The following is a 14,614-nucleotide window of genomic DNA, read 5'->3' on the forward strand; positions in this document are numbered from 1 at the left end:
TTTTGATATACGGTGATTCCCCATGTTAAAACGATTTTCAATCTCCCTGGAGGAAAACCTTCTTGAAATTTTTGATGAACATATCCAGGCCCACAGCTACAATAATCGTTCAGAAGCGATCAGGGACTTGATCCGCAAAGCCTTTGTGAAAAAGGAATGGCAGGCCGACAAACAGGTTATGGGAGTTATCAGTCTGGTTTATGATCACCACCGGCCGAATCTGCAGGAAAAAATCACGGTAGTCCAGCATGACTACCACCACCATATCGTTTCAACGACCCATGTCCACATGGATCATGATAACTGCCTCGAAGTCATTGTAGTGAAGGGCAGGGCCAAGGATGTACAGGATCTGGCAAATAAGCTTATTGCCCTTAAAGGAGTCAGGGACGGTCACCTTGCCATGAGCAGCACCGGCAAATCTCTCCATTAGATTTTTCTGCCCCACCCTCCACCCTCAGGTTGTGAAATCATTTGACCTTTGCTTTCACAACATCCATAATTAACAAAGTATTACCTGAAACCATTGCAGGAACAGTACTGGTTCCTGCAATACCACTTCATTTCCTCCTGGAAAGACAGTTTTGAGCGATGAAAACGGGAAAAAACTGCTTCAGCAAATTGAAGGTCTGAAAGAGACCCTGAAACAGGTGGGTTATCAGAATGAGATGATGCTTCGATGGGTCAACGGTGCCGTTATTTCCGTTGACCGGGAAGGCCTGATCATCCATGCAAACACGGTTGCTCTGGAAACACTCAGGTGGAGTGCCGAAGATTTTTCAGGACGTCAGATCCATGAAACCATACATCACAGCCAGGATGATGGTAGTGAATATCCCTGGGATTTCTGCCCTCTTTTCGCAGCCATAGAAGATGGTTCATCCCACCATGTGGACGGCGATGTCTTCTGGAATAAAGACGGGAGCAGTTTTTCAGCAGATTATATTGTCTGTCCTACGAGAAATGACAGGAATGAGATTGTTGGAGCCATCCTCACTTTCCGTAATATTACGGAACAGAGGATGAAGGAGGGAAAACGTATTCACAGTATGAAGTTGGAATCCATTGGTGAACTGTCAGCAGGCATTGCCCATGAAATCAACACTCCCATTCAGTTTATTGGAAACAATGTTTCCTTTCTGAAAGAAAGTTTTGAAGACATGTTACAGCTCCTGGAAAAATATCGAAAACTGGCTGAAATGGCAGAAAATGAACACCGCTTCCATGGTCTCATGGAAGAAATCGCCGATCTGGAAGACATGGCAGATATTGAATATCTCCAGGAAGAAGCGCCCAAAGCTTTTGAACAGACCCTTGATGGCGTGAACAGAGTGACACAACTTGTACAGGGGTTGAAAGGATTTGCCCACGCCGGCTCCAATGCCACCAAACAGGATGCTGATCTCAATAAGATCGTTTTGGATACTCTTATTGTCTGCAAAAACGCGTACAAGTATGTTGCCGAACTGGAGACGAAACTGGAGCAACTTCCTCCTGTTCCGGTTTACCCCGGAGATATTGCCCAGGTGCTGGTCAATATCATCGTCAATGCAGCCCATGCCATTGACGACAAAAGGAAAGAGAACGATGAGCTGGGCAAAATCACCATTGAAAGCTTTCAGAAAAACGGTATGATTATAATCAGTATCACAGATACTGGTGGCGGTATTCCGGAAAATATCCAGGGTCGCATTTTTGATCCGTTCTTTTCCACCAAGGAAGTCGGGCGAGGTTCAGGTCAGGGTCTGGCAATCTCAAGAACAATCATTAACGGAAAACACAATGGCGAGCTTGACTTCATCTCAGAGAGAGGCCGGGGAACAACGTTCTTTATTAAATTACCCCTGGCATGAGTGCTCCTGCCGCAAACTTGCAATATCCACTTCCCACCTGTTCAGCTTCATGGGTTCATAATGACTGCTTCATACAAGCAGAAAATGACTGAAACCCTCCCTCCGGTTTCCATCCATGGTGGCCACAGCGGTCAGTTTTGCAGCCACGCTTCCGACTCCCTGGAAGATATAATCCGACGCTATATTGAACTGCAATTCCCCTGGGTGGGTATTACTGAACACTGTCCCCCGGCAACGATAAACTGATATACCCGGAAGAAAAACAGGAAGGACTGACATCGGAAAAACTTCTGCTACGATTTAAAGAGTATATAAAAGAATGCAGGCGGCTGCAAAAAAAATACAGCCGGGAAATCCGGATTTTCGTGGGTATGGAAATCGAAACCTGCACCGGATATGAAAAATTTGTCCCCTGGCTGATCAACAAAGTACAACCCGATTACATTGTCGGTTCAGTTCATTTTGTTGAAGATGTCGGTTTTGATTATTCAAAGAATGAATATATCAAGGCAATTGAGAAAACGGGAAACCCGGATGCACTGTACTGCCGCTATTTTGATCTGCAGTTTGAAATGATCTCCCTGCTGAAACCAGCTGTTGTTGGACATTTTGATCTCATCCGGCTTTTCGACGATAACTACAGGAAAAGGCTCAGTAAGCCGGCGATACAAAAGAGAATTCGGCGCAATCTTCAATTGATAAAAAAACTTGGCCTGATATTGGATCTTAATCTACGCAGCCTGGCAAAAGGTGCCTGTGAACCATATCCCTCCACAGCCATTCTGGATGCGGCCTGCAGACTCAAAATCCCTGTTATTCCCGGAGATGATTCCCACAGTATCCGTTCTGTCGGTAATTTTATGGAAACAGGTATACAGATCCTTGCGGAAAAAAGATTACCTGCACAATGGCAGAAACCGGAAGTACTTCATTTTTCCTGAAAATATTGTTTCATTTTCCCGAAAAAACCGTAACTATGTAATCGACCGTGAAAATAACACCCAGATACCTTTCCATCAATAGTAAAATCATATGACAACTATCAAAGAATATTTGAACCTTTTTGCTGCTGCGGGTCACTCATGAACAGAAAGAAAGTACAGGATCCATTCTTGATTCTCCTGAAAAAGACTGCCAAAAAGGATCGAGATGCGTTCCAGGCCCTGTACGAAGGAACAAACAGGCAGATACTGGTCTATCTTTACAGGTTTGTTCAGGACCAAAACAGTGTTGAGGATATCCTGGTGGAAGTTTACACGGAAGTATGGAAAAACAGCGCCAGGTTCAGGCAGCAGTCGAAAGTACTGACCTGGATGATTGGAATAGCTCGAAATCTGGCACTGAAAGAATCAAGAAAACAAAAATACCATGACGATATAGACACGCATCTGGAAATTGCAGGTAAAGAAGTAGATTTTGACAACACAAACCGTAAAGAAATTCTCACCAGGGCGCTCAACTGCCTCTCCCCAAACACAGGGAGGTCCTTGATCTTGCCTTTTACCAGGAACTTCCCTATTTGGAAATAGCGCAATTGTTGTCTATTCCGGAAAGTACAGTCAAGAGCAGAATTTTTTACGCGAAAGCAGACTTAAAAAAAATATTTGAAAAAATGGGCGTAACCCGAGACGTCATCTGAAAGGAGCACAATCGGACAACACCGGTTGGCATGAAAGAAATATGCAGAACAGACAACACAGACCCGAAACAGAAAAAAACAGAGATGTCTTTGATGATGACACCATGCGGCGCATTCTCAAAGAAACAGCAGAAGACGTGACACCTGCAGGTCCCGCTGTTTTTTCAAGGATAAGCAAATCAGTCGGACTTCCTGAAAAAACTGAGAAAAATCGTTGGTCATTTATGGACCGGTTACGCGATTTTTTCGTCCAACCCCAATTAGCCTGGGGTTTTGCGGCCATGCAGACAATTGTTCTTTGTCTCTTTCTGGTCTACTCACCTCAAAAACAGCAAACCTATGAGGTATTGTCTGCAAACCGAATTGAGACAGCTTCCTCCGGACCTTCTTTTCACGTAATATTCAACGACAGCGCCCGGATGGTTGAAATTGAATCCCTTTTACAGCAGACAGGAGCTATGATAATCAATGGTCCCGGAAAACGAGGCATCTACACCATGAGATTGAAAAAGAAACAGACAGACAAGATTGAAACCCGCCTGAAAATATTGAAACAGTCTCCACTGGTCAGTTTTATTGAACAAGCTTATTGAAAGCACACCTGCCGGAAAATGAGAATTTTCGTTCGAATCCAGGCGAGCAAAAACTCTCGACTGTTTCTCTTTTGAACTGAAAATCTCATACAATCAGCCTTCAGACCGGGAAAGTGTTATGAGAAGCACTATACGACTTTCATATTGTACCTTTTTGCTTCTGGTCTGTCTTATCCTGTCTGCATCACCCGTTTTTGCAGTTACATCCACAGCCTTTTCATTCAATCAAACCATGGAAAAACCTGGGCATCTCTCAATGATGCGGACGGCATTCCATAAAAAAAAATCTACCCCTGAAAAAAACAATAATGCTCCCGGTCGTGTTCTGATATTGCTTACTGCAGGAAATGAAAAGAAAAACAGCACCATCCTGAACAGAATCATCCTCAGGTATAATCTCATCCTCACCTCCAGGAAAAAATTGTCGCGACTGAACCATGAACTGGTTATCCTCACAACCACCAGTAATGTAAAAGAAATCTGCCGCAAAATACAAAAGGAAAATCAAAACATCAGAGTCCAGCCGGACTACTATTATTCAACACTTGGAGATAAAGAAGAAAAAAAACCCGCAAACCTTTTCAGGATGCGGGTTTAAAAGACTTTAGCGGAAGTCTTTGGATTACTACATGGTGCCGAAGGCCGGAGTCGAACCGGCACGGGTTGCCCCACACGCCCTCAAGCGTGCGCGTCTACCAATTCCACCACTTCGGCACACATAATTTTATTGCTTTGCTGCCTCCCTTCGGCTTGTTCCTTCACTGCCGGAACTTCCATCACCTTATCTTCGCCTGCAAGGGGCTTTGCCACCTGAACCGGTTTTTCTACGGTCACTGCACTCATCACAGATGAATTACCGGACTGAGATGAAATATACGCTAAAGTAACAGAAGTCAACATAAAAATTATCGCCGCTGCTGTTGTAATCTTATTCAGTAGAGGCAGAGGACCTTCTGTTCCAAAAAGAGATTGACTGGATCCACCAAATGTAGCACCAATATCCGCACCCTTACCATGCTGCAGCAGCACAATCCCAACCAGGAAGATACAGACAACAACGTGTACAATTGTAAGTAGAGTATCCATACACCCCGTAAACGAAAAATTTAAGATTCAAAATTAATTATTCTTCCGAATGACTCAGCATCCAGAGCAGCACCACCAACAAGGGCCCCGTCTATATCGGGCTGGGCCATCAATTCATCAACGTTCGTGGGTTTGACCGAGCCACCATACAATATTCTTGTTTGCTCGGCAATATTTTTTTCATATATTTCCGCAATAAGTTTACGAAGAAAGAGATGAACCTCCTGCGCCTGCTCTTTTGAGGCAGTCTTGCCTGTACCTATGGCCCAGACCGGTTCATAGGCAATTACAACATTTATCATATCCGAGCTGCTCACCCCTTCAAGTCCCCGACGAAGCTGAGCTTCCAGGACTGCATTGGTTTCTCCTCCTTCACGCTGCTCAAGTGTTTCACCAATACAGAGAATGGTCAATAAATCAAAACGAAGTGCTCCTTTTACTCTTTGATTCACCAGGTTATCAGTTTCCATGAAAATCTGACGACGCTCGGAATGACCGACAATCGCACCACTTCCACCGGCATCTTTTACCATTACAGGAGAAATTTCTCCGGTAAACGCGCCTTTTTCTTCCCAGCAGATATTCTGAGAACTGATTATGACAGAGCTCTTTTCAAGAACACGGGCAACCTCAGCCATCATTGTATATGGCGGAGCTAGAAGTACCTCCCGATCAGTCAGACCCACGCAGCTTTCAGCCACCCTGGCCGCCAGCCCGCATCCCTCTGCCGAGGTCATATGCATCTTCCAGTTTCCTGCAATCAGTGGTTTCCTCATCATTCTTCTCCTCTTCTTTCCTGCGGCATATTTTCAAAAAGCTGTACCAGCCTCATGTTTTCAAAACCTCGACTCCGGGGAGTGTCTTTCCTTCCATAAGCCGGAGAAAGGCTCCTCCCCCGTTGACATATAAGAAATATTTTCCGTCTCCCCAGCCTTCTTTACTGCCGCATTGGAATCTCCCCCACCGGTTATGGAAAGGGCATGGGATTCTGCAACAGCCTGGCAGAGAGCCATGGTCCCGCGCGAAAACGCGTCAATCTCAAAGGCACCCATGGGACCATTCCACACAATTGTCCTTGCGTCATCCAATGCCTCTTTAAAAAGAAGAGTCGAAGCAGGCCCTATATCCAGTGCCAGCCAGTCTGCGGGAATATCTCTATACGTTACATTTTTCACAACCGCATCAGCGGCAAACCTGTCAGCCACAACAAAATCGACCGGAAAATAGAGTTTCACCCCTTTCTGTTCAGCTGTTTCAATCAACTGTCTGGCTGTATCCAGGAGATCCTCCTCCACAAGAGACGCTCCCATATCAACTCCCATACTCTTTAAAAAGGTATTGGCCATAGCCCCGCCGATTATCATCCGGTCCACCCTGTCCAGAAGATTTTCAAGCGCTCCGAGTTTCGAAGAGACCTTGGCTCCACCGACCAGAGCCACAAGCGGATGAATCGGTTTATCCATTGCCTTATGAAAATAGTCCATTTCCGTCTGCAGCAAAAATCCTGCACCTCTCTCATTTACAAACCCGGCCACCCCGACAACGGATGCATGGGCCCGATGGGAAACGGCGAAAGCATCATTGACATAAACATCGGCCAGATGTGAAAGTTGCTCCGCAAACCGGTTGTCTCCGGCAGTTTCCCCCTTATGGAATCGAAGATTTTCAAGGAGGAGAATTTCTCCTTCTTTCAGGGACCCTGCAATCTCCTCCGTCTCTTCACCAATACAGTCAGGGGCAAGAACAACGTTGCGTCCGGTCAACTCCCTCAAATGCTCTGCTACAGGTGCGAGACTCAAGGCTTCAACCCGTTTTCCTTTCGGACGGCCAAGATGGGAACAGAGGATGAGCCTACCATCTCTTTCAAGGATATAATTTATGGTTGGCAACGCCATGCGCATGCGGATATCATCAGTAATTTCAAAACGGTCATTCATGGGTACATTAAAATCAACCCGCACCAGAACCCTTTTTCCTGCCAGCTCCAAGTCCTTGATCGTTTTCATACGACAACTCCCATTGCACTCCCCGAAAGGGCTGTATTTAAAGAATATTCTTTTTCAAGACCAAGGCATCTTCAGATAGTCGACTGTAATAATTTTTCCGCCTGCCCACCTGAACATAACCCGATTTTTCATATAATCCACGACCGGGAATGTTTTTTTCGGCTACTTCAAGAAATACTGTAGACACATTTCTACAGGCACATTGGTGTTCGAATTCCTGCAGAAGCTGAAATGCAACTCCCTGTTTTCTTTCCAGGCTGGAAACTGCAATTCTGTACAATTCCGCTTCATCCGCCACCTGAATACCACAACACCAGCCGGACAAAGCCGGCATTTTTTCCGCGACCAGTTGGATACCGGTATGACTTCCTAACTCCCGGGCCACCATTTCCAGGGACCAGCCAAAGGGACAATCATCTTCAATTGCAATGATTTTTTCAAGGTCTGCCGGTAAAGCAGCACGGATAATCACAGGTTACAGCATTTCTCCCGCGACCTTCACCACCAGGTCACCAAGCATATTAGTGTAACTGCCAAGTTCGTTATCATACCAGCCATAAACAACGGCCTGAGTGACAGGAACGTTTAAAATGGGATCGGCTCCCGGAGCAAGGCATCCCTTGATCTGAGAAAGGTTCACCTGTATTGCCGCCGTCCGGGTATGGGTTTCAGAACCTTCTATTATAGCGGCAGCTGCCGGAGCACCCAAGATATCCGAGGAAACATTGTGTTTTTCGGTAAACATCAGATAGGAATTATTCTGGGAAAATTCCCGATAAATAGAGTTAATGTCTCCTCTTTTTACGGGACTGTCCAAATCATCCTGAAGGTTTAAAACAAGGACTATCAGGGAGCCGGTGGACGTGGGAATCCTGACTGACTCCGCCATGAAACCGATGGAACCCATTTCCGGAATAACCAGAGCAAGAGCCTTGGCAGCTCCAGTGGTTGTAAGGATAATATTGTTCAGTATGGAACGATTCTTTCTGAGATCAACTGCACCCGCCTTGGGCAGTCTGTCAAGCACCTGCTGACTGCCTGTTGCCGCATGGACCGTCACCATGGACGCACTGAGTATCTTATCAGCACCAACCCTTTCCATGATCGGTTTAATCATATAAGAGAGGCAGGTAGTTGTACAGGAAGCGGCCGAAATGAGAGAGTGCTGCCCAGAATCATACATTTCGTCATTAATCCCCATTACAGTAGTAATGGCATCTTCCGGCATTTCCAACCCTTTTGATTTAATCTTAAAAGGTGCGGAAAGAACAACTTTCTCAGCACCGGCTTGCATATGACCACGCAGGGCACCTCGCTCAACATCCGGATCTGCTGTCGGATCTGTAAAAACTCCAGTCGTATCTACGACCAAACTGACGCCATTCTCCTGCCAGGAAATATCTTTCGGATTTCTCGAAGAACGCAGAATAGTAACGGGAATACCATCAATGACCATGGTTCCCTTCTCCTCATTCAGCTCTTCAATAACCCGGGGGCATTTATGTCCGTAAAGATAGGTCCCTAACCGTCCGTAAGTAGAGTCTCTTTCCAGCATCGATGCCAGGTCATCCAACCTGCATCCGACCTCGCGGCCAATATTGACAACAATTCCCGAGAAATGTTTTCTCGCGACATGATGCCAGAGGGAAAGTTTTCCTATTCGTCCCAGACCATTGATACCTAATTTCATAGCAATGCTTCTCCTTTCCTTGTAGAATGGCATGCTTCATCGACTGTTGAACCCAGCTTTATAACAGATCGACACAGTTTTCATGTTTTACTACGGAGACAAAGATTTACACTCCCGGCTTCAACCGGTACCAGGAGATTTATCACAGCAGAAACCATGCCATGACTCATCCTCCCGGTAACAAACTATGTAGCACTTACTCCATTGAACCGCAATACAAAGATTGCGAAAACAACTTCTTTTCCCATGCAATTTGATGCCCCCCTCCTCCCGGCGACACTCATCAGAAGATACAAACGTTTTCTGGCAGATGTACGCCTGGAAAATGGCGAGACCCTTACAGTCCACTGCCCCAACACAGGTACCATGCTTTCCTGTTCCACGCCGGGCAGCCCGGTACGCCTATCCATATCGGACAACCCGAAAAGAAAATATCCCCACACCCTTGAAATGGTCCGGGACAATGGGACCTGGGTCGGAGTCAACACCTCCCGCACCAATAAACTCGTTATCGAAGCAATACAACGGGGACTCGTCCCGGAACTCTCTCCCTTTGATGCCATCAGAGCAGAAGTTAAAACCTCGGCCGGCAGCCGCCTTGACCTCATGGTCAGCAGAGGTGAAAAAAGAACTTATGTGGAAATAAAAAACTGCTCTCTGGCTGAAAATGGTTGTGCCATGTTTCCCGATGCGAAAACAGTGAGGGGCACAAAGCATCTGAATGAATTGATCAGACTGAAAAATGAGGGTCACCAGACCTGTATATTTTTTCTTGTGCAGAGAATGGATGCCGACAGATTTTCTCCCGCATCACATATTGATCCGGTTTACGGGGAAACATTAATGAAGGCAAACCGGGAAGGTGTACAGATTCTTGTCTACCAGGCAGAAGTAACGCCCGAAGAAATTACCGTCGTACGAAACCTCCCCCATGACGTTGCCTGAAAACTTTTTATTTTGACCCGGGCCTGTGACGATAATCAGTAGAATCATCACCAAACGATCATGGAGCCGAGAGTTCCCTGTGAGTGACTTTTCCACCGAGCAGAGTAAGAACTGCCCTGCCCTGAAGCTTCCAGCCGGAAAAAGGGGAATTGGCACTTTTGGAAAAGCTCTTTTGCGCATCAAACACAAATTTTTTATCCGGATCAATCACAGTTATGTCAGCCGGAGATCCGACCGCCAGGCTTCCGCCGGAAACTGCAAGAATCCGGGCCGGACTGGTACTCATCAGTTCAACAAGACGCAAAGGGGATATCACCTCTTCCCTGACCAGGGAAAGTCCCAGGGACAGTGCCGTTTCAAGACCGACAATACCGTTGGCCGCATAATTGAACTCCACATCCTTTTCCAGCACTGAGTGGGGCGCATGGTCAGTGGCAATGGCATCCAGGGTACCATCCGTCAGTGCATGGCGAACCGCCTCCAGATCCTTTTGTGAACGAAGGGGCGGGTTCATCTTGGCATGTGTATCATAGCCAGTCACAGCCTCTTCGGTCAGCATGAAATAATGCGGAGCACTTTCCGCTGTAACCCCGACCCCCCTTGCCTTGCCCTGCCGAATAAGCTCAATCGACTCAGCCGTAGAAACATGGGAGATATGCACCCGTGCCCCGGTAAGTTCAGCCAGGACGATATCCCGGTAAACCATGATACTTTCAGCGGCATTGGGGATACCCTGCAGCCCCAGCCTGGTAGCTGTCTCCCCTTCATTCATACACCCACCACGCGACAGGGAACTTTCTTCGGCGTGAGACATGATCAATGAGCCATGGGAGAGGCTGTACTCCATGGCCCTTCTCATCAACTGACTGTCATGCACAGGAAGACCGTCGTCCGTAAAGGCAACCGCCCCCGCCGCCTTCATCTCTCCGTATTCGGCAAGTTTATCACCCCTGCTGCCCTGGCTGATCGCACCAACCGGATAGACATGGGCAAACCCGGCTTTCTGCGCTTCTTCGCAGATGTAACGTGTAACCGAACCGTTGTCATTTACAGGGTTGGTATTGGGCATGCAGGCAACACCTGTAAATCCGCCAGCGGCAGCAGCCCGGCAGCCGCTTTCAATAGTTTCCTTGTACTCCTCCCCCGGATCCCGTAGATGAACATGCATATCAATCAGACCGGGTACGACCCAGCAGCCGGAAACATCAACAATTTCGGCAGACTCAGGCATCCCTTTTCCAGGATTGACGATAATTCCATCCCGAATCCAGATATCCTTTACTGCATCCAGTGAAGCTCCGGGATCAAGAACACGACCATTTCGCAAAATAAGTATTTCTTTCATTGTGCCCCTCCCTGCTCACTCCGGCTGCCACCAATAACCAGATATAAAAGTGCCATTCGAACAGCAACGCCATTGCTCACCTGATCGAGAATGACTGATCTTTTGCCATCGACAACATCCGGATTCATCTCAACACCGCGATTGACCGGACCAGGATGCATAACTATTGCGTCAGGACGGGCCGCCTGCAGTACCTGATTATTGATACCATAAAACCGGGCGTATTCACGAAGGGACGGGATGAGAGAGTCATTTTGCCGCTCATGTTGAATACGCAGGGCCATCACCACATCGGCATCCTCCACAGCTTCCCTGACTGATTCACAGACTGTCGCGCCCATTTTTTCAATATGGGGTGGCATAAATGTCCTGGGTCCCGCAATATGAACATGCCCACCCATTCTGGTAAAACCGATTATATCAGACATGGCGACACGACTGTGACTGATATCCCCAATTATGGCAATCTTCAGTCCCTCGATCTGCCCCTTGTGCTCCAGGACAGTCATCATGTCGAGTAATCCCTGGCTGGGATGTTCGTGGGTTCCATCACCTGCATTGAGCACCGATGCATTAATATGTTTTGCCAGTAACTGTGGGGCTCCGGAGCTGGAGTGGCGGATAATAATGGCATCAGGACTCATGGCTTCAAGGTTTTTCGCAGTATCTGTCAGGGTTTCCCCTTTAGTGGCCGAACTTGTTGATGCGGAAATATTAAAGGTGTCGGCACTCATCCGCTTTGCGGCAATTTCGAATGAAAGGCGAGTCCTTGTTGATGGCTCAAAAAAAAGATTAATGACTGTTTTGCCGCGAAGGGTAGGAACTTTTTTAATCGGCCTGTCGGCAATTTCCTTAAAGGAACGAGCAGTGGCAAGAATATGGTTTATATCCTGTACGGAAAACTGTTCTATACCAAAAATGTGTGAATGCTGAAAATTCTCATCCGGATTCAAATCGCTCACCATCCTGAGTATTTTGTATTGCCCGGACTTAAGGTTGATCTCAATAAATCCGGGGTCTCTGAAAGCAGAATCAGTGTAACACCTTGAATTCTCTGCCAATTTCAGGAACAAGATTTCAGGTCACATTGAATAATGTGCCGCGCAACTGATCATAAGGCTTTTAACCGCCTGGTTTCAATATATTATCTCAATCCTGTAATTGACAATCTTGCCGAAGATACGAGGCATCGAAGTGCAGGATTGTGAGGTATTAAAAAACACAAAGCAGTCACGGACTCAGCTTTTATTTAATCTATGAGATTGGCAATCCGGCCCCAGCGTATTGAGGCAAAACGATCAAAGGAGAACAACGGTTCTTTTATATCCCAGGACCAGTAAAGTATAAACGCCTTGCCGAGCACATCTTTCTGATCAACAAATCCCCAGAACCTGCTGTCATAACTGTTGTCCCTGTTGTCTCCCATAACAAAAATACGATCTTCAGGAACAAGGATCGGCCCGAAATTATCCCTTGGACTCACCTTTTTATCAAGTATTGCCGATGACGATATATGGGCATGGGGGTCATCTATGGGTTCACCATTTACAAAAACCTGTTTGTTTTTTATTTCTACGGTATCTCCCGGAGTACCAATTACTCTTTTTATATAGTCCACAGAACGATCTTTCGGGAACCGGAATACAACAACATCACCCCGGGAAATCTTTTTAAAAGGAACAATCATTTTCCCGGAAAATGGTACTTTTATACCATATATAAATTTGTTCACCAAAAGATGATCACCTATCTGCAACGTCGGCAACATGGAACCGGATGGTATCTTAAAGGCCTGAACAACAAAAGTTCTGATAAATAAGGCAAGCAGTACTGCAATAACTATTGCCTCAAAATATTCTCTGAAAACAGATTTACTACTGTTTTTTCCAGACAAGCTCCTACCCCTCATACATTTAAATTACAATTTTGTTCTGTCCTCCCGATTTCAGGGTGCCGGACAGAAAGTTTGTTTTGTTCCCCTGATGGAACCTTTCAGTATCTCCAAACTCACGACAATCACAGGCAGATAATGAACACGCCAAAACTACCTGAAAAAGACTACAATTACAAGAAAGTTTACATATCACCCGTCACTCATGGTTTTTTCCGGAAAACCAAACACTCTCACACAATATGAAGAGCTGCATCTGTCTGATACAACAACATGTAGTATCAATTCAATCCTGACAAGGATACTAACAAGTTTAACACCTTGTAAAATAAGCAAATTATCTGGATATGAATTCTTGTTTTTCTTGACAAAGCATTTATTTTGTGCACTAATATATTAAATATATGCGAAAAATCAGCATTTTGCGATTCTTTGCACCATCGCAATTCAGCAGTTGGATAATTATCAATTCTAACATTTACCACTAAAAATGCCGTTCTTTTCCAAAAATGACCTGATTGTCGGGGTTGATATTGGCTCCCATGCGATCAAGGTTTGCCAGTTTAAACGATCAGGCAAAGGTTACTCCATTCTGGCCCTGGGCAGCGTTGTTCTACCTGAGGGTGCCGTGGATGACGGAACACTCAATGAGCCGGAAATCGTTGGAGAGGCTATTGCAAACCTGTTTAAGAACCTGAAGATAAAAAACAGAAAAGTTGGTTTTTCCATCTCCGGATATTCGGTAATCGTAAAAAAGGTCAACCTTGCTGTCATGGAGGAGTCTGAACTGGAAGAACATATAATGGAGGAAGCGGAACAGTATATTCCTTTCGACATTGAAGATGTATACCTGGATTTCCAGGATCTGAAAACCAATACTGGTGATAACGACAGAACGGATGTGATGCTGGTCGCAGCCAAGAAAGAAATCGTCGATGATTATCTTGAAATGCTGCAGGGACTCAAGCTGAAACCGGTTATTGTTGATGTTGACGGTTTTGCTCTGGAAAATACTTACGAATTCAATTACCAGTCCAGTGAAAACATTGCTCTTGTAGACATAGGGGCATCCAAAATGAACATAAACATTCTGTCAAATGGGATATCAGTCGTCGCAAGGGATATCATTGTCGGTAGCAGACAGTTGACGGAACAGATCCAGAACGTGTTTGATCTCGATTTTGATGAAGCTGAAGCTCTCAAAATAGGATATATCGCCGCTGATGAAAAACAGCAGGAAATTGAAGAAATATTTACTTCTACCTGTACCCAGTGGGTACTGGAAATAAAAAAAGCTATTGATCTCTACCATTCCAACCACCCTGATCAACTGTTAACTAAACTCATATTGAGTGGTGGCGGATCTAAAGTTAACGGGTTAACCGATTTTCTCGCAAAAGAGACAGAACTTCCCGTGGAACTGTTTAATCCGTTCACGAAAATTTCTTATAATAAGAAGAAAATAGACCGGAACTACCTCGAAAATATCGCCCCGGAAATGGCCATTGCAACAGGAATTGCTCTCAGGTCATCATCCATTTAACTTTTATCAGTTTACCGCAACAG

At 45.7% G+C, this 14,614-nt stretch carries 17 protein-coding genes, 1 tRNA gene and 1 pseudogene; 10 read left to right on the forward strand and 9 right to left on the reverse strand.

Annotation, left to right across the window (positions count from 1 at the left end; all coding sequences use genetic code 11):
- Window positions 1–22: 22 nt before the first annotated feature.
- The 8 genes from nikR (at window position 23) to LO777_RS14830 (ending at window position 4,683) form a co-directional block, all read left to right on the forward strand.
- Window positions 23–433 (forward strand): nickel-responsive transcriptional regulator NikR, encoded by a 411-nt coding sequence (gene nikR / locus LO777_RS14800; protein ID WP_228854643.1) that lies wholly within the window; start codon window positions 23–25, stop codon window positions 431–433.
- A gap of 151 nt (window positions 434–584) precedes the next feature.
- The gene (locus LO777_RS14805) at window positions 585–1,853 is read left to right on the forward strand and encodes a PAS domain-containing sensor histidine kinase (protein WP_228854644.1); all 1,269 of its coding nucleotides are present in this window, start codon (window positions 585–587) and stop codon (window positions 1,851–1,853) included.
- 60 nt (window positions 1,854–1,913) lie between these two features.
- Window positions 1,914–2,099: a hypothetical protein gene (locus LO777_RS14810; protein WP_228854645.1), complete on the forward strand. Its 186-nt coding sequence runs from the start codon at window positions 1,914–1,916 to the stop codon at window positions 2,097–2,099.
- A gap of 44 nt (window positions 2,100–2,143) precedes the next feature.
- On the forward strand, window positions 2,144–2,794 hold the full coding sequence (locus LO777_RS14815) for a histidinol-phosphatase (RefSeq protein ID WP_228857394.1): 651 nt from the start codon (window positions 2,144–2,146) through the stop codon (window positions 2,792–2,794).
- 141 nt (window positions 2,795–2,935) lie between these two features.
- The gene (locus LO777_RS14820) at window positions 2,936–3,382 is read left to right on the forward strand and encodes an RNA polymerase sigma factor (RefSeq protein WP_228854646.1); all 447 of its coding nucleotides are present in this window, start codon (window positions 2,936–2,938) and stop codon (window positions 3,380–3,382) included.
- Window positions 3,373–3,492 carry a sigma-70 family RNA polymerase sigma factor gene (locus LO777_RS21175; RefSeq protein ID WP_407929073.1) on the forward strand — a complete coding sequence of 40 codons (120 nt, stop codon included), beginning with the start codon at window positions 3,373–3,375 and terminating at the stop codon, window positions 3,490–3,492. The genes LO777_RS14820 and LO777_RS21175 overlap by 10 nt, the downstream gene beginning before the upstream one ends.
- A 41-nt stretch (window positions 3,493–3,533) precedes the next feature.
- Window positions 3,534–4,085 carry a hypothetical protein gene (locus LO777_RS14825; RefSeq protein ID WP_228854647.1) on the forward strand — a complete coding sequence of 184 codons (552 nt, stop codon included), beginning with the start codon at window positions 3,534–3,536 and terminating at the stop codon, window positions 4,083–4,085.
- A gap of 118 nt (window positions 4,086–4,203) precedes the next feature.
- Complete coding sequence (locus LO777_RS14830; RefSeq protein WP_228854648.1) at window positions 4,204–4,683, forward strand: hypothetical protein; 480 nt, start codon at window positions 4,204–4,206, stop codon at window positions 4,681–4,683.
- A gap of 32 nt (window positions 4,684–4,715) precedes the next feature.
- Here the strand turns inward: LO777_RS14830 and LO777_RS14835 are convergent.
- The 6 genes and pseudogenes from LO777_RS14835 to LO777_RS14860 all read right to left on the reverse strand — a co-directional run bounded on the left by LO777_RS14835 (window position 4,716) and on the right by LO777_RS14860 (window position 8,867).
- Window positions 4,716–4,799, reverse strand: a tRNA-OTHER gene (locus tag LO777_RS14835).
- Window positions 4,764–5,171 (reverse strand): preprotein translocase subunit SecG, encoded by a 408-nt coding sequence (gene secG, locus LO777_RS14840; RefSeq protein WP_228854649.1) that lies wholly within the window; start codon window positions 5,169–5,171, stop codon window positions 4,764–4,766. The genes LO777_RS14835 and secG overlap by 36 nt, the downstream gene beginning before the upstream one ends.
- Window positions 5,172–5,191: 20 nt before the next feature.
- Window positions 5,192–5,947: a triose-phosphate isomerase gene (gene tpiA / locus LO777_RS14845; protein WP_407929154.1), complete on the reverse strand. Its 756-nt coding sequence runs from the start codon at window positions 5,945–5,947 to the stop codon at window positions 5,192–5,194.
- Between the two features lie 52 nt (window positions 5,948–5,999).
- A pseudogene (locus LO777_RS14850) lies at window positions 6,000–7,177 on the reverse strand (phosphoglycerate kinase).
- A 37-nt stretch (window positions 7,178–7,214) separates the two neighbouring features.
- On the reverse strand, window positions 7,215–7,649 hold the full coding sequence (locus tag LO777_RS14855; RefSeq protein WP_228854651.1) for a GNAT family N-acetyltransferase: 435 nt from the start codon (window positions 7,647–7,649) through the stop codon (window positions 7,215–7,217).
- A 3-nt stretch (window positions 7,650–7,652) separates the two neighbouring features.
- Window positions 7,653–8,867, reverse strand: coding sequence for a type I glyceraldehyde-3-phosphate dehydrogenase (locus LO777_RS14860; protein ID WP_228854652.1), 1,215 nt, complete (start codon window positions 8,865–8,867; stop codon window positions 7,653–7,655).
- Between the two features lie 246 nt (window positions 8,868–9,113).
- Between LO777_RS14860 and sfsA the strand changes: the two genes are divergently transcribed.
- Window positions 9,114–9,812 (forward strand): DNA/RNA nuclease SfsA, encoded by a 699-nt coding sequence (gene sfsA, locus LO777_RS14865; protein WP_228854653.1) that lies wholly within the window; start codon window positions 9,114–9,116, stop codon window positions 9,810–9,812.
- A 58-nt stretch (window positions 9,813–9,870) separates the two neighbouring features.
- Here the strand turns inward: sfsA and LO777_RS14870 are convergent, their stop codons facing one another.
- The 3 genes from LO777_RS14870 to lepB all read right to left on the reverse strand — a co-directional run bounded on the left by LO777_RS14870 (window position 9,871) and on the right by lepB (window position 13,066).
- Complete coding sequence (locus tag LO777_RS14870; RefSeq protein WP_228854654.1) at window positions 9,871–11,157, reverse strand: dihydroorotase; 1,287 nt, start codon at window positions 11,155–11,157, stop codon at window positions 9,871–9,873.
- A complete protein-coding gene (locus LO777_RS14875) occupies window positions 11,154–12,110 on the reverse strand; it encodes an aspartate carbamoyltransferase catalytic subunit (protein ID WP_228854655.1) in 957 nt (318 codons plus the stop codon). The genes LO777_RS14870 and LO777_RS14875 overlap by 4 nt, the downstream gene beginning before the upstream one ends.
- Window positions 12,111–12,406: 296 nt before the next feature.
- Window positions 12,407–13,066: a signal peptidase I gene (gene lepB, locus LO777_RS14880; protein ID WP_407929074.1), complete on the reverse strand. Its 660-nt coding sequence runs from the start codon at window positions 13,064–13,066 to the stop codon at window positions 12,407–12,409.
- Between the two features lie 472 nt (window positions 13,067–13,538).
- On the opposite strand from lepB, the gene pilM reads away from it, so the two are divergent.
- Complete coding sequence (gene pilM, locus LO777_RS14885) at window positions 13,539–14,591, forward strand: type IV pilus assembly protein PilM (protein ID WP_228854657.1); 1,053 nt, start codon at window positions 13,539–13,541, stop codon at window positions 14,589–14,591.
- Window positions 14,592–14,614: the final 23 nt, after the last annotated feature.

Origin of the sequence: Desulfomarina profundi (assembly GCF_019703855.1) — a bacterium.
GTDB lineage: Bacteria > Desulfobacterota > Desulfobulbia > Desulfobulbales > Desulfocapsaceae > Desulfomarina > Desulfomarina profundi.